General features: G+C 58.4%; 15 protein-coding genes. 9 read left to right on the top strand and 6 right to left on the bottom strand.

Features of this window, described 5'->3' with window-relative positions:
- Positions 1-227 precede the first annotated feature (227 nt).
- Positions 228-1,307, top strand: coding sequence for a DUF6456 domain-containing protein (locus tag ACR0LI_RS06360; protein ID WP_480490057.1), 1,080 nt, complete (start codon positions 228-230; stop codon positions 1,305-1,307).
- 48 nt (positions 1,308-1,355) lie between these two features.
- On the opposite strand, the gene ACR0LI_RS06355 is transcribed toward ACR0LI_RS06360, so the two are convergent.
- Positions 1,356-1,904 (bottom strand): redoxin family protein, encoded by a 549-nt coding sequence (locus tag ACR0LI_RS06355; RefSeq protein WP_480718197.1) that lies wholly within the window; start codon positions 1,902-1,904, stop codon positions 1,356-1,358.
- Between the two features lie 263 nt (positions 1,905-2,167).
- Between ACR0LI_RS06355 and lipA the strand changes: the two genes are divergently transcribed.
- Complete coding sequence (gene lipA / locus ACR0LI_RS06350) at positions 2,168-3,118, top strand: lipoyl synthase (RefSeq protein ID WP_152457817.1); 951 nt, start codon at positions 2,168-2,170, stop codon at positions 3,116-3,118.
- Positions 3,115-4,266, top strand: coding sequence for an amidohydrolase (locus ACR0LI_RS06345; protein ID WP_171723373.1), 1,152 nt, complete (start codon positions 3,115-3,117; stop codon positions 4,264-4,266). The genes lipA and ACR0LI_RS06345 overlap by 4 nt, the downstream gene beginning before the upstream one ends.
- An 11-nt stretch (positions 4,267-4,277) precedes the next feature.
- Here ACR0LI_RS06345 and ACR0LI_RS06340 read toward each other — a convergent pair whose 3' ends face one another.
- Both ACR0LI_RS06340 and hpt read right to left on the bottom strand, forming a co-directional pair.
- Complete coding sequence (locus ACR0LI_RS06340; protein WP_480490061.1) at positions 4,278-4,730, bottom strand: hypothetical protein; 453 nt, start codon at positions 4,728-4,730, stop codon at positions 4,278-4,280.
- A gap of 24 nt (positions 4,731-4,754) precedes the next feature.
- Positions 4,755-5,297, bottom strand: coding sequence for a hypoxanthine phosphoribosyltransferase (gene hpt, locus ACR0LI_RS06335; protein WP_171632829.1), 543 nt, complete (start codon positions 5,295-5,297; stop codon positions 4,755-4,757).
- Positions 5,298-5,369: 72 nt separating this feature from the next.
- Here hpt and ACR0LI_RS06330 point away from each other — a divergent pair, with 72 nt between their 5' ends.
- Both ACR0LI_RS06330 and ACR0LI_RS06325 read left to right on the top strand, forming a co-directional pair.
- Entirely contained in the window at positions 5,370-5,816 is a 447-nt protein-coding gene (locus tag ACR0LI_RS06330; RefSeq protein WP_171633839.1) for a type II toxin-antitoxin system RatA family toxin, read from the top strand.
- 37 nt (positions 5,817-5,853) lie between these two features.
- Positions 5,854-7,146 (top strand): MmgE/PrpD family protein, encoded by a 1,293-nt coding sequence (locus ACR0LI_RS06325; protein ID WP_480718196.1) that lies wholly within the window; start codon positions 5,854-5,856, stop codon positions 7,144-7,146.
- Here the strand turns inward: ACR0LI_RS06325 and pyrC are convergent.
- Positions 7,143-8,180 carry a dihydroorotase gene (gene pyrC, locus ACR0LI_RS06320; RefSeq protein ID WP_480718195.1) on the bottom strand — a complete coding sequence of 346 codons (1,038 nt, stop codon included), beginning with the start codon at positions 8,178-8,180 and terminating at the stop codon, positions 7,143-7,145. The two genes, ACR0LI_RS06325 and pyrC, sit on opposite strands and share 4 nt — an antisense overlap.
- A 162-nt stretch (positions 8,181-8,342) precedes the next feature.
- Between pyrC and ACR0LI_RS06315 the strand changes: the two genes are divergently transcribed.
- Together ACR0LI_RS06315 and ACR0LI_RS06310 are read left to right on the top strand one after the other, a co-directional pair.
- On the top strand, positions 8,343-9,251 hold the full coding sequence (locus ACR0LI_RS06315) for an AAA family ATPase (RefSeq protein WP_171632821.1): 909 nt from the start codon (positions 8,343-8,345) through the stop codon (positions 9,249-9,251).
- A 6-nt stretch (positions 9,252-9,257) separates the two neighbouring features.
- On the top strand, positions 9,258-10,517 hold the full coding sequence (locus ACR0LI_RS06310; protein ID WP_480718194.1) for a vWA domain-containing protein: 1,260 nt from the start codon (positions 9,258-9,260) through the stop codon (positions 10,515-10,517).
- Between the two features lie 4 nt (positions 10,518-10,521).
- Here the strand turns inward: ACR0LI_RS06310 and ACR0LI_RS06305 are convergent, their stop codons facing one another.
- Positions 10,522-11,022 (bottom strand): hypothetical protein, encoded by a 501-nt coding sequence (locus ACR0LI_RS06305; protein ID WP_171632817.1) that lies wholly within the window; start codon positions 11,020-11,022, stop codon positions 10,522-10,524.
- Positions 11,023-11,250: 228 nt separating this feature from the next.
- Between ACR0LI_RS06305 and ACR0LI_RS06300 the strand changes: the two genes are divergently transcribed.
- Complete coding sequence (locus ACR0LI_RS06300; RefSeq protein ID WP_171723367.1) at positions 11,251-12,219, top strand: XdhC family protein; 969 nt, start codon at positions 11,251-11,253, stop codon at positions 12,217-12,219.
- The gene (locus ACR0LI_RS06295) at positions 12,216-13,217 is read left to right on the top strand and encodes a molybdopterin-binding protein (protein WP_480718193.1); all 1,002 of its coding nucleotides are present in this window, start codon (positions 12,216-12,218) and stop codon (positions 13,215-13,217) included. Before ACR0LI_RS06300 ends, ACR0LI_RS06295 begins: the two co-directional genes overlap by 4 nt.
- Before the next feature lie 65 nt (positions 13,218-13,282).
- Here ACR0LI_RS06295 and ACR0LI_RS06290 read toward each other — a convergent pair whose 3' ends face one another.
- Positions 13,283-14,182 (bottom strand): MurR/RpiR family transcriptional regulator, encoded by a 900-nt coding sequence (locus ACR0LI_RS06290; RefSeq protein WP_480490070.1) that lies wholly within the window; start codon positions 14,180-14,182, stop codon positions 13,283-13,285.
- Positions 14,183-14,207: the final 25 nt, after the last annotated feature.

Raw genomic sequence — 14,207 nt, 5'->3', positions numbered from 1 at the left:
TTTTTGGAAATTGATGGATCCTGTTTTGCACAACCTAAGCGGGTGTTGCCTTAGTCAGAGTCCTCCCGAACGATGGTTTCACGACTGTTTATCTTTTTGAATCAAATCTGGTTCTTGCCTTGTGTGGTTAACGAACGAGTAACGAATGGACCTCTAGTTAGATTTGGTTAACCCACATTCCGAGGGCGAAAAGTGGCAGTTTGTTTTGTCGACGAGGGCAAATAATTATGGAAAACAACATGGCTTTCACCATTCCGGCATGGGTTCCAGAAGGGGCGCAAAGATACCTTGCTCATACCGAGACCGGTCGCTCGATCCGCGATATCGCGCGATCAGCCGGGTGCCATGCGTCAACTATCCTCAGACAAATTCGACGCATCGAAATGCGCCGCGACGATCCATTGGTGGATGCGGCCTTGCAATCGCTTGCAGAGACACATTTTTCAGTTTCGGAGTGCGCCGACGGCCCGACAAGCGGGTCAGAAAACGCGGCTGAAGAAGAATTTGAAAATGAGGCACTGCGTGTGTTGCGCCGCCTGAGCGAGACGGGTTCGGTCCTTGCCGTGGCCGAGGAAATGGACAAGGCGGTCGTCGTACGCGACACCGGCAATGCCGGGGCTACAAGAACCGCAGTCGTAGAATGCAGGATCGCGCAGGCCCTGGCTTTGAAAGACTGGATCACCTGCGACAATCCCGGACGCATTTCGCGATATCGGATTTCCGCAGCGGGACGAACGGCGCTAAGCCATTTGATCGCCAAGGCAGAAAACAAGGCGCGTGCCGGGACTGACTTTGGTTTTGCCGAAGCTCAGAGTAGCTTTCAGGGCAAGCCTTCGGGTGGGTCCGCCGAGCGGGTCAAACGCATTCGGTACAGTGCTGCGGAAAGCCCGCTGATTGCATTGGCGCGCAGACGGGATCGTGACGGAAAACCGTTTCTGGATGACTCCCTCGTCAGCGCCGGCGAGCGCTTGCGCGAAGATTTTGAGCTGGCACAGATCGGCCCTCAGGTTTCGCAGAACTGGGATCGTTTTCTGACGACAGGTGGTCGAAGCAGTTTTGCCAGTGAAAGCCATGGTGGAAAGGGGGCTTCCGATGCGAAGGACCGCGTTGCACGTGCCTTATCCGACTTGGGGCCGGGTCTGAGTGATGTTGCGTTGCGATGCTGCTGCTATCTGGAAGGGTTGGAGCTGGCGGAAAAGCGAATGGGTTGGTCTGCGCGGTCCGGCAAGATTGTCCTGCGGATCGCCCTGCAACGGCTGAAACGGCATTATCAGGAGCAGGCGGAACGAGATCGGATGATCGGCTGAACAGAAAAAAGGCCCGGTGTATACGGGCCTTTTCTTTGGATTTGAGGCTTAGGCCATTTCAGGTTCTGCTGACGCCTTCAGGTGTTTCATCAGGTTTTCCGGCGAGGACACGCCATAGGGGTCCTCCGGGCAATTATCCATCAGGCCGGGCTCTTCGAACCACGCCTCGACAACGCCATCATTGACGATGGCCGCATAGCGCCACGAGCGCATTCCGAAACCCAGATTGTCCTTGTCGACCAACATGCCCATTTTCCGGGTGAACTCCCCCGATCCGTCGGGGATGACTTTCACGTTCTTCAGGTCCTGATCCTGGGCCCATTTGTTCATCACGAAACTGTCGTTGACGGACATGCAGTAAATTTCGTCGATCCCCATGGCCTTGAAATCGGCATAGCCGTTCTCAAACCCAGGCAGCTGATAAGTCGAACAGGTTGGGGTGAACGCACCCGGCAATGAGAACAGGATTACGCGCTTTCCGGCGAAATAGTCAGCTGTCGTCTTGTCTTCCCAACGGAACGGGTTTGGTCCTTCGATGGAATCGTCACGGACACGGGTGTGAAAGGTCACGTTGGGCAGTTTTGCGCCGGTTTTCATAGTCAAACTCCTGTGATTCACATATGATTTTGGTGTGAATTAAAACAGTTCTAAACCGCATTCAATCGCGTAAACGCTGCGATTGCGAATAAGGCCAACGTCTTGCTAGATATTGAAATTAAATCGCAAATACGAATACGCGCATGATACCTTTCTGCGCTTGCGAGGGTACAACGCATAGCGGCTATGCGCCGCTGGTCTAACACCGCGCTTCTGTCTATGTTATGAGTAACAAGAGTTGACCCAAAGTCAGGAAAACGACCGTGCGAGATCTGAAGATCCCCGAAGAGCGCCATCCGGAAAAAGCCCATCGTCCGGACAATGCACAGCCCAAAAAGCCAAATTGGATCAGGGTCAAGGCACCCGGTGGCAAGGGCTATGCGGATACACGGCGGATCATGCGCGACAACAATCTGGTGACGGTCTGCGAAGAAGCAGGGTGCCCCAACGTAGGAGAATGCTGGAGCCAGGGTCATGCCACCATGATGATCATGGGCGAGATTTGTACGCGCGGCTGCACCTTCTGCAACATTGCAACCGGTCGCCCCGACGATCTTGACGCATTTGAACCCGGTCGCGTGGCCCATGCGGTCGAAAAACTTGGCCTGAACCACGTGGTTATCACCTCGGTGGACCGTGACGATTTGCAAGACGGCGGGGCCGAGCACTTTGCGCAGACAATCCGCGCGGTACGTCATCGTTCTCCGAAAACCACGATCGAGATCCTGACACCGGATTTCCTGAAATGCGACAACACTGTCCTTGAGACCGTGGTCGAAGCGAAACCGGATGTATTCAACCACAATCTGGAAACGGTGCCGGGTCTCTACCCCGAAGTGCGCCCGGGGGCGCGGTACTTTCATTCCCTGCGCCTGCTACAGCGCGTGAAAGAACTTGATCCGTCGATCTTCACCAAATCAGGCATCATGGTCGGGTTGGGCGAAAACGAACAGCAAGTGCGCCAGGTCATGGACGACATGCGCGCGGCGGATATCGATTTCCTGACCATCGGCCAGTACCTGCAACCGACTCCGAAACATCACGGAGTAGATCGGTTCGTAACCCCGGAAGAGTTCGCATCTTACGAAAAGGCGGCCTATGGCAAGGGGTTCCTGATGGTATCCGCGACACCTCTGACCCGGTCTTCGTACCACGCGGGCGACGATTTCGCCCGGCTTCGCGCGGCCCGGCAAGCAAAGCTACAGCAAGCGTGACACCCGAGCGGATCGCGCAGCTTATCCGCCTGCGCCACGAGTTTCACCAACAGCCAGAGCTTTCGGGGCAAGAGGAGCATACCGCGGCGCGGGTTGCGGATCTTTTGCGCCAAGCGGGTGCGGACAGAGTTCTGTGCGGCATAGGCGGGCACGGTGTCGCGGCCCTTTACGAAAGCGGTACTGCCGGACCCACGGTTGGAATTCGATGCGAACTGGATGGGCTGCCAATTCAGGAACGCTCGGATCTGGAATACGCGTCTCAGATTGCAGGCAAAGGGCATCTGTGCGGCCATGATGGCCACATGGTGATGGTCCTTGGGGTGGCGGAGGCGTTGAAAGAACAGCGCCCGAAATCTGGCCGCGTGGTTCTGATTTTCCAACCCGCCGAGGAAACCGGACATGGCGCTATTGCTTATCGGGCCGATCCTCAGTTCGCTGAGGTTTCCCCTGACATCGTGCTGTCTCTGCATACTTTGCCGGGGCTGGAGCTGGGCGCGGTGGAACTGTGTGAAGGTCCCGCGAACTGTGCCTCGCGCGGGATGCAAATCGTTCTGACAGGCAAAACCTCACACGCAGCGGCCCCTCAGGACGGCGTGTCACCGGCAGGTGCTTTGTCGACGTTGATGCCGGCATTGGCCAGATTGGGGGCGGGTGGCGACTTGGATGACACCTACGCTTTGACCACGGTTACCCATGCCACTCTGGGCGAGCGCACAGTTGGTGTCGCACCGGGCTGGGCCGAATTGTGGGTAACCCTACGCACGGTTTCGGACGCGCGTATGGCAAGCCTGATGACCGAGGCGGAAACTCTGGTAAAAAACACGGCGAAGGCCGAGGGGCTGGCGTTCGAAATCAGCTATGACGAGGTATTCGAAGCCTGCGTCAATGACCGTGAAGCCGTTTCGGTTTTGGCCAAAGCCTGTGCCGATCGGGGCGTCGCGTGCCGGCTGGTCGATCGGCCACAGCGTTTTTCCGAAGACTTTGGCCAATTTGGCAAAGGCGCGCAGGCGGCCATGTTCTGGTTGGGGGCGGGGCAGGACCATCCACAACTGCACAACCCGGATTACGATTTCCCGGATGCGCTTATTCCGATTGGAACCGGGATTTTCCTGAGCGCGATTGATGTCGTGCTTGGCAAAACCTGCTAGTCACGATCCACTTATTTGACCAGATCGCCAACGATTCCAACGGCTTCTATAACTGTCTTCGTATCATCAGATATCGAAAGTATTTCATCATCCACCCGGATATAGCGCTGGCCGGGCCCCAAAGGCTTGAGCTTCCATTTGTCGAGATCGTCGATATAGTCAAAACTCAGATCACCCGGCAGCTTCTGCCCTCGCGTGTATCTTTTGATTTGACCGGGCGGTACGGCTTTGCCGTTTGACTTGATGGATTTCTCTACCTTGCTTTTATTGGCACCTTGCCCTTTGCCCTTGTTGTCTTTTGCAGCACCCGAACTTGCAAGTGCCACGATCGCCATAACGACAGCAGCTGTCGCAACTACACGCTTCATACATAATCCTCCCGTGCTGATAGGAAGAGTAAGGGCGCGCAAATAAGTTTGTCTACTATTATTCGGGTTTTTGAATTTGGGGCGCTGGGTAGCCACTCAAATTGCCTGGGTAAAGTGCAGCTAGTCCTTGGTGAACCGGACTTTGCCGATAAACGGCAGGTTGCGGTTGCGCTGAGCGTAATCGATCCCGTAACCCACGACGAATTCATCCGGAATTTCAAAGCCTATCCAGTCTGACCGGAATTCAACTTCGCGACGGCTGGGTTTGTCGAGCAGGGCAATCGACTTGAGCCGTTTCGGCTTGCGGCTGCGCAGCAGGTTGGTGACGTGGTTCAGCGTGTGCCCGGTGTCGACGATATCTTCGACCACCAGCACGTCGCGGCCTTCGATCGCGCCGCGCAAGTCTTTGAGAATGCGCACTTCCCGGCTGCTCTCCATCGAATCGCCATACGAGGACGCCTCAAGGAAATCCACTTCGATCGGCAGGTCCAGTTCCCGTACCAGATCGGCGATGAAGACGAAACTGCCGCGCAGCAATCCCACGACGACAAGCTTGTCGGTATCGCCGAACTCATCCGTGATTTCGCGGCATAACTCCTCGATCCGCGCCGCGATGGCCTTGGCCGAGATCATCTCATCTATCACATATGCGCGGTTAGTCATCGCAGCCCCCTTGATCTTTGGCGCGCAACATACGACATGACGCGCCATTGTCACCTGCAAATACCGGACATCATGCCAATCCATTCGGAAACCCGCCACCTGCCATACACAGCCCAGCAGATGTATGATCTTGTTGCGGATGTGGGCAACTACCCAAAGTTTCTGCCCTGGTGCGCCGCGTCCCGGATCCGCAAGACCTATGCGGTTGGTGAGGCCGAGGTGATGGAGGCCGATCTGGTCATCTCGTTCAAGGTATTCCGCGAACGGTTCGGCAGCCGGGTGACCCTGTTTGCAGATCAGAAGAAGATCGATACCGAGTATCTGGACGGGCCTTTCAAATACATGAAATCCGACTGGCAGTTCGAGGACGCGCCCGATGGGGGCTGCAACATCTCGTTCCATGTGGATTTCGAATTCAAGAACGCCATCCTTCAGGGGATCATCGGCGTTGTGTTCAACGAAGCCATGCAGCGGATCGTCCGCGCCTTCGAGGCGCGTGCGAAAGAACTCTACGGCTAGGCCTTTACGCGGCAAGGGCGCACGCTAGACTGCGCTCATGACGGATTTCACAGCAGCATTGGCCACCTTCGCGGCGGGCCAGGTTTCAACGACGGCTCAGGCACGGATTGTCACGTCGCTATCCGTTCTGGATTGGATGGCAGTTGGTCGTGCAGGGGCGTCCGAGCCGGTGTCCTGCATAGTTCGCGATATGGTTCTGGCCGAGGGCGGGAACGCTCAGGCCCATCTGTTCGGAGGGGGCGCGGCCCCATTGCGCGGCGCAGCTTTGGTGAATGGAACCATATCCCACGCGCTGGATTACGATGACACGCATTTCGCGCATATCGGGCATCCGTCAGTCGCCATCCTGCCTGCGGCCCTTGCCGTGGCCGAGTGGGATGACCGCATTCTGGTCGATCTGCTCGAAGCCGCGCTGGTCGGTATGGAAACGTCAATCCGTGTCGGCCTGTGGCTGGGCAGGGGGCATTATCAGGCCGGGTTTCACCAGACAGCGACATCCGGTGCATTCGGGGCCGCTGTCGCCGTGGGGCGGTTGCTTGGATTCGACAAGGTTCAGATGCGATCCGTATTGGGTTTGACAGCAACGTGCGCGGCCGGGCTGAAGGCCCAGTTCGGAACAATGGGCAAGCCTTACAATGCCGGGCTTGCCGCTTCGGCAGGGGTCGAGGCGGCTAAGCTTGTTCAGCGTGGATTTCAACCCAACGCCGACGCGCTGGAAGGCACGTATGGATTTGGCGCGACCCATCAGGGTGCAGCGGATCAAAGCGCGCTGGATGGTTTGGGCGATGAATGGTTGTTCGAAACGGTAAGCCACAAGTTCCACGCCTGTTGTCACGGCCTGCACGCGGCGTTGGAAGCGGCGCGCGCGCTGGACATCGCGGAACCCGAAGTGGCCGAGATTAAAATCAAAACCCATCCCCGTTGGATGAGTGTGTGCAATCAGCTTTCGCCCACAACCGGGCTGGGGGCCAAGTTCTCTTACCGGACGGTCATTGCGATGCAGGCGCTGGGGTATGATACGGCTTTGCCGGGCAGCTACACCGACAAGATCTGCGCGGACCCGCGCATTACGTCTCTGCAAGATCGCATCACGGTCGAAGCGGATGAAAACCTGTCGGAAACGCAGGCGCATCTGGCCTTGTTGCGTCGCGACGGTGTCCGCCGCGAGGCGACGCATGACCTGATGACCCCAATGTCGCTGTCTGACCGCGAGGATCGCGTGCGCGCCAAAGCGTCGAAGCTGATCGGATCGGATGAGGCGGACGCGATCTGGTCGATGCTGCGCACCGGTGGTCGCGCCCGTGATCTGGCCGAACGTATGGCGGGTTAAGCCACGCTCCAGTGCAGCGGAAAACCGGCGTCGAACACCGTGACAGGCCCTTCGCCGGTGTCGATCTTTGACGGGTATGCAACCGGCTCGCCTTTGGTCAGGGTAATCGTCTCTTCGTTCACAGGCAGGCGGTAAAAGCCCGGCCCGTTGAGCGAGACGAACGCCTCGAGCTTGTCCAGCGCACCTTTGCGGTCGAACATCTCAGCCACCAGAGACATGGTATTCGTCGCGGTGAAACACCCCGCGCAGCCGCAGGCCATTTCCTTGTTTGCATCCGTGTGCGGAGCGCTGTCTGTGCCCAGGAAGAATCTCGTGTCGCCCGAGGTGGCGGCAGCCAGCAGGGCCAGGCGATGTTCCTCGCGCTTGGCGACCGGAAGGCAATAGTAATGCGGTTTGATCCCGCCCACCAGAATATGGTTGCGGTTGATGATCAGGTGGTGCGCGGTGATCGTCGCGCCCAGATCCGTTTCGTTGGCTTTGACATAGTCCACGCCATTGGACGTGGTGATATGTTCCATCACCACGCGCAGACCCGGCGTCGATTTTCGGATCGGGTCCAGAACGCGGTCGATGAACACGGCCTCGCGGTCAAAGATGTCGATCTCGGGGTCGGTCACTTCGCCATGGACACACATGGGCAGGCCGATCTCGGCCATTTTTTCCAGAACCGGGCGCACTTTGTCAAAGTCACGCACGCCCGAGGCCGAATTGGTCGTGGCCCCTGCCGGGTACAGCTTGACCGCTTTTATCAGCCCGCTGGCATGGGCGGCGGCGACGTCCTGCGCATCTGTATCCTCGGTCAGGTACAGGGTCATCAGTGGTTCGAACACCATGCCGTCGGGCAGGGCGGCCAGGATTCTGTCGCGGTAAGCGGCGGCCTGATCCCCGCGCACGACCGGCGGCACGAGGTTCGGCATTATGATTGCACGGGCGAAATGACGTGCAGTTTCGGGCAGAACGGCCTGCAACATGGCGCCATCGCGCAGATGCAGATGCCAATCGTCGGGGCGGCGGATCGTGAGGGTATCAGTCATGGCCTTCCGCTAGCATAGCTGCCCCGAAAGACCAACCAGCCCGGAACGAGTTGCCGAAAAAACTTGTCAACCAACCGGAACGTCGTAGCTCTGACAGGGGCTAGGGCCTTGACGCAATGGCGCTTGCGTGACCTGTTTGTCCGCGAAGTAGAGAGGAATTCCATGACGCAGCCAAATTCCATCGATACCGTGCAGCAGATGCTGGGACGTCAGGGCTATGTCTGCGGACGGGCCCTTGCCACGGTTGTGTTCCTGTCGCTGAAGCTTGGACGCCCGTTGTTTCTGGAAGGCGAGGCCGGAGTTGGCAAAACGGAAATCGCCAAGGCGCTGGCATCCGGTCTGAACCGCCGTTTGATCCGGTTGCAGTGCTACGAAGGTCTGGACGCATCCTCGGCCGTTTACGAATGGAACTTTCCGGCACAGATGGTTGCGATCCGAACGGCCGAGGCTTCGGGCGGGGCCGACCGGGGCGCGTTGCAGGCGGAACTGTTTTCGGATGAATACCTGATCGAACGCCCCTTGCTGCAAGCAATGCGCCCGGACGAAAACGGAGCACCGGTTCTTCTGATCGACGAACTGGACCGGACCGATGAACCGTTCGAAGCCTTTCTGCTGGAAGCTCTGAGTGATTTTCAGGTCACGATCCCTGAACTGGGCACCGTTGCAGCACCCCAACCACCCATTGTGATTGTCACGTCGAACCGGACTCGCGAAGTGCACGATGCCCTCAAGCGTCGCTGCCTGTATCACTGGGTCGATTATCCCGATTTTGAACGCGAGATCGAAATTCTGCACGCGCGCGCGCCCGAGGCCGCCGATGCGCTCAGCCGCGAAGTCGTGGCTTTCGTTCAGCGTCTGCGCACCGAGGATCTGTTCAAGAAACCCGGCGTGGCCGAAACCATTGACTGGGCCAAATGTCTGCTGGCGCTGGACGTGATGAACCTTAGCCCCGAGGTGATCGGTGACACGCTGGGGGCGATCCTGAAATATCAGGACGACATCCAGAAGCTGCAAGGGTCCGAGGCCAAGCGCATTCTGGATGAGGCCAAAGCGACCCTTGAGCCGGCCTGACGCGCTATGGCCGAGCAGATCCCGCTGGAGATTCCCGACAACCCGAAGCTGGCGCAGAACATCACCCATTTTGCCCGCGCATTGCGGAAGGCGGGGCTGCCGATTGGTCCGGGGCGGGTGATCGATGCAATTCGCGCGGTACAAGCCGCGGGTTTCACTCAGAAACGGGATTTCTACTGGACGCTGCACGCCTGTTTCGTGAACCGCCCCGAACATCGCACGGTGTTTGCGCAGGTCTTCCGAATGTACTGGCGCGACCCGCGATACATGGAACACATGATGGCCATGATGCTTCCTGCCATTCGGGGCGTGCAAGAGGAACGCAAGGCGGATGCCGGTGAAAAGCGTGCAGCCGAGGCCCTGCTGGAGGGTGTCGAACGTGACGCGCCCCAGCAGGCTGCGCAAGACGAGGGCGAAACCGAAATCGAGGTTGACGCCACGCAAACGGCATCGTCAGAAGAGCGTCTTCGCAATCTGGACTTCGAACAGATGAGCACCGCTGAAATCGCGCAAGCCAAACGCGTATTGGCGCGGATGACCCTGCCGGTCAAACCCATTGAGTCGCGCCGCGGACAGGCCAGTCATCTGGGGCACCGTATCGACCGTGCCCGCACCTTGCGCGCAGCCATGCGGCAAGGGGGCGAATTGCGTGATATCGCCCGGCTGCAACCCAAACCGCGATGGCCAAATCTTGTTGCGCTTTGCGATATCTCGGGTTCGATGAGCCAATACAGCCGAGTCATTCTGCATTTCCTGCACACGGTCTCGAACGCCAAGGGGGCAGGTTGGGCCAAGGTTCATGCCTTTACGTTCGGCACGCGCCTGACCAACATAACCCGCCACTTGCATCATCGGGATGTTGACGCAGCGCTCGCCGCTGCCGGGGCCGAGGCGCAGGACTGGGAAGGGGGCACACGCATCGGCGACTGTCTGCATCAGTTCAACAGAGACTGGTCAAGACGTGTCATGGGGCAAGGTGCGGTTGTTCTTTTGATCACCGACGGTTTGGAACGGGGTGACCCGGAGAGCCTCGAGAAAGAGATCGAGCGGCTGCACCTGTCCTCCAAACGCCTGATCTGGCTGAACCCTCTGCTGCGCTGGGACGGGTTTGCCCCCAAGGCACAGGGTGTGGCGGCCATGCTGCCCCATGTCGACAGTTTCAGGGCAGGGCACTCGATTGCCTCGCTCGAGGACCTGGCCGCCGTGATTTCACAACCCGACGACCAGGGGCAGAAAGCACGGCTGATGGCCGCTCTTTCCGATTAGACCGTTACGACAACTGTTCTTCGTTGCACTTCCGGGCCATTTCCATGGCCTTGTAGGTGCCGGTCAGATCGACGGTAAATGCATAGGATGTCTCGGGGAACACGATCATGACCTTCTTCTTGGCCAGATCATCCGCGAATTGCGGGTTGTCAGACAGAATGTAACCACCGGAATAACCCTTGGTGATGTTGCCTTTCATACCTGTGGCTTCACCCAGATAGATGTTGTCCCCAATCAGGATAGCCACTTCTTGGGTTTCGCCACGTTTGATGTCGGTATCGGCTTTGGTGAATACCCCCACATACCCCACGCCGCGATCTTCGGTCAGGCCCATCTGAACGACGTTTTCCGCATCGTCCACGGCCTCGATCAGGCAGGATTTCTTTTCGTTGTCGATGAAGACTTTCCAGCCCTCGACCTCTCCATAACGTTCGAATGTGTCAGCCCACGCTGCGGTCGAAGCCAAAAGGCCAACCACTGCGCCCAGTGCAAGATAATGTTTCAACTGCTTGTCTCCGAAAAAATGTGTTTGGTATGCAGCTTGGGCAACTGGCCCGCTGCCCGCACAAGCTAAAACCCGGGCCCATAACAATCAATACTATGATTTATTGAATATTGTTCAGGCTTTAGCATCGGCTTGCAGGGCTCAACATAGACGTTTTGACAGGGGCGTTGCGCTTTTCATCCCGCCAATCCTGCCTATGTTGGAGACAGACGACGTCTGGAGGTCCTGATGGAACGATTCGACAACAGCCCGGAAACGGCATTGAAGTGGCACCGCAATGGCAGCGGCGCCGCGCTTGCCACGGTTGTCGAAACCTGGGGCAGCGCGCCACGCCGGGTGGGTTCCCAGCTGGTGATCGGCGGCGATGGCCGGATCGAGGGTTCTGTGTCGGGCGGCTGTGTCGAAGGCGCGGTGATCGTCGAGGCGCTTGAGGCCATTGACGAAGGCGAAGCCCGCTTGCTGGAATTCGGAGTGAGCGACGAAGATGCCTTTGCGGTCGGGCTGGCCTGTGGCGGGACCATTCGCGTTCTTGTCGAACCCGTTGGAAAGGTTCTGCCCGAACCGATGCTTGCGGAACTGGTTGCAGCCCGCGCAGCGCGTGAACCCATCGCTTACGAAGTCAATATCGATACCGGGCACAGAGCCTTGCGTCGTAACGCCTATGCGGAACGGCTGCGCATGGATCGGTCTGGTTTTGAAGAAGATGGTCAGACCTTTGTGGCCGTTCACAACCCGCCGCTGCGATTGATCGTTGTTGGTGCGGTGCATATCGCGCAGGCACTGGTGCCGATGGCGCGAATTGCCGGGTATGATCCGGCCATAATAGACCCGCGCGACGCGTTTGCATCCAGCGCCCGTTTTCCGGGCGAAACGATCCTTACGGATTGGCCGGATGAGGCCGTTGCAATACTCGGGTTGGATGCGCGCACCGCAATTGTCCTGCTGACGCATGATCCAAAGCTGGATGATCCGGCATTGCAAGCTGCACTGGATGCGGGCGTGTTTTACATTGGTGCCTTGGGATCGACACGTACCCACGCCAAACGCGTCGAGCGTATGAAAGCGGCCGGTTTCAGTGATGAGCAAATCTCGAGGATTCATGGGCCAATCGGGTTGGATATCGGGGCTGCCGGCCCATCCGAGATTGCCATTGCAATTCTGGCGCAGATGACGGCCGTTCTGCGAGGCAAGGCATGAGGTTTGGTCCGGTACCCGTCTCTGAAGCAAAAGGCGCCATTCTGGCCCATTCGGTGACGGCTGACGGTCAAAAGCTGCGCAAGGGGCTGTCACTGCGCGCAGAGCATGTGGCGCAGTTGACGCAGGCGGACATCCGCGAAGTGATCGTTGCGCGCCTCGAACCCGGCGATTGTCACGAAGACGAGGCCGCACGTCGTTTGGCCGCAGCTCTTGCGCCAGATGCGGCGTCGGCCAATCTGCGCGTGACAGACGCGTTCACCGGCCGGGTCAACCTGTTGGCGGACGGGCCGGGCGTGGCGGTTCTGGATGTGGATGCGCTGGAAATGTTCAATCAGGTCAACCCAATGATCACGGTTGCGACGGTTCCGCAATGCCAGCAGATGGGCCCGAAGAGCATGGTCGCCACCATCAAGGTCATCTCATATGCCGTGCCAGAGGCTGATGTTCTGCGGGCTGCCAATTTGGCGCAAGGGGCCGTGCGTCTGGCAAGACCCGTTCACAAGACGGCAGGTTTGATCGTCACGGATATCCCCGGCGGCCCGCCCAACGACAAGGGGATCGCCGCCATTCGCGGACGGACCGAAGCCCTGGGTCTGGATTTGTGTGATGTTCAGATCGTGCCGCATCGCGTGGATGCGCTGGCCAAGGCGGTTTCCAGAACGACCGGTGATCTGCTCTTGATCCTGACCGGATCCGCGACTTCGGATCCGGACGATGTTGCCCCGTCTGCTGTTCGGCTTGCCGGCGGGCGGGTGGATCGGTTCGGAATGCCGGTTGATCCGGGAAACCTGCTGTTTCTGGGTGCGATGCAGGATCGACCGGTGATCGGGTTGCCCGGATGTGCACGATCTCCAGCGTTGAACGGGGCGGATTGGGTTCTGTCACGGGTTGCCTGCGGGATCGAAACGACCGGATCGGATATTGCCGGAATGGGTGTCGGAGGTTTGCTGAAGGAAATCCCGACCAGACCGCAGCCGCGCGCCAAACGAAAAGAATGATCCGCCACTGATCCTGAGCGGGGCTGAATTCTGAGGTTGACCCCAGAGGCTTTGACCGAACCGGCTTATGGTTTTCTGAGCTTTGGCAATACGCCGGGTCGCCAATACGCACCGGTATCTTCCCGCGCTTTCTGATAGGCATCCACTCTTTCTCTGGCGGTCTCTCCGCCGGCGGCAAACAAATGGCCCAGCAGGCATTCAAGTACAGCCATTGCCCCCGAAAAACTCGAAAACGGGTGCAAGGTTCGCGTGCTGACAGGCAGGACGACATCCGGTTCAACCCCCGGGGCGATGACCTCGCTATCCGACAACAGGACGATGCGCATCGACCGGTCCCGAGCACACCGCATCGCCTGAATCGTGTCGGCTGAATAGGGGTGAACCGTGATTGCAAACAGACAATCCTCGGCGGTGGCTTCGACCAGATCGTCGATGGCCGAACCCATGTGGCGGGGCACCAGCTGAAGCCCGGGATGGGCCATGCGTGCGGCGTAGTGAAAATAATAGGCCAGCGCATGGCTGGATCGTGTGGCCGTCACATAGCAGCGGCGCGCCGACCTGATGTATGCGACGGCCTGTTCCGTCAAATGGGGGGCCATGAGGCGCAGCGATCTGGCCACGACATTTATTTCGTTCTGCGCAAATCGTGCCTGCGCCGCACCAAACTGCCCTTGTTCCTTTAGGTGTTCCAGCCAATCCTGCCCAAACCTGTCCTCACCATCGGTTGTCAGAGCGTTTCGAAATGGGAGCCGAAAAGCGTCAAAGCTGTCATACCCCATGCGTTGCGCCAGCCGGATCAGAACGTTCGAGCTGATGCCGATGCGATCGGTGGTGGTGCGGATCGAATTCAACGCGAATTCGCCGGGATGATCGATGATATACTTTACAGCGACCTGCATTTGCGCAGGCATTTCATCGATCTCGCGGCGCAATTGCGTAACGATGGCAGTTAGAGTGCGGGTCATGCGGTAAACAAAACATATGTTTTCT

It is taken from the genome of Ruegeria sp. CL7, assembly GCF_056536445.1.
This window is presented reverse-complemented; position numbering and strand designations above follow the sequence as displayed.

Bases quoted from the DNA above. Each gene is read 5' to 3' on its own strand.
- ACR0LI_RS06315 (WP_171632821.1), top strand. From the start codon at position 8,343: ATGACGCAGCCAAATTCCATCGATACCGTGCAGCAGATGCTGGGACGT.
- hpt (WP_171632829.1), bottom strand. From the start codon at position 5,297: ATGACTAACCGCGCATATGTGATAGATGAGATGATCTCGGCCAAGGCC.
- ACR0LI_RS06355 (WP_480718197.1), bottom strand. From the start codon at position 1,904: ATGAAAACCGGCGCAAAACTGCCCAACGTGACCTTTCACACCCGTGTC.
- ACR0LI_RS06330 (WP_171633839.1), top strand. From the start codon at position 5,370: ATGCCAATCCATTCGGAAACCCGCCACCTGCCATACACAGCCCAGCAG.
- ACR0LI_RS06310 (WP_480718194.1), top strand. From the start codon at position 9,258: ATGGCCGAGCAGATCCCGCTGGAGATTCCCGACAACCCGAAGCTGGCG.
- ACR0LI_RS06295 (WP_480718193.1), top strand. From the start codon at position 12,216: ATGAGGTTTGGTCCGGTACCCGTCTCTGAAGCAAAAGGCGCCATTCTG.
- ACR0LI_RS06290 (WP_480490070.1), bottom strand. From the start codon at position 14,182: ATGACCCGCACTCTAACTGCCATCGTTACGCAATTGCGCCGCGAGATC.
- pyrC (WP_480718195.1), bottom strand. From the start codon at position 8,180: ATGACTGATACCCTCACGATCCGCCGCCCCGACGATTGGCATCTGCAT.
- ACR0LI_RS06325 (WP_480718196.1), top strand. From the start codon at position 5,854: ATGACGGATTTCACAGCAGCATTGGCCACCTTCGCGGCGGGCCAGGTT.
- ACR0LI_RS06300 (WP_171723367.1), top strand. From the start codon at position 11,251: ATGGAACGATTCGACAACAGCCCGGAAACGGCATTGAAGTGGCACCGC.
- ACR0LI_RS06360 (WP_480490057.1), top strand. From the start codon at position 228: ATGGAAAACAACATGGCTTTCACCATTCCGGCATGGGTTCCAGAAGGG.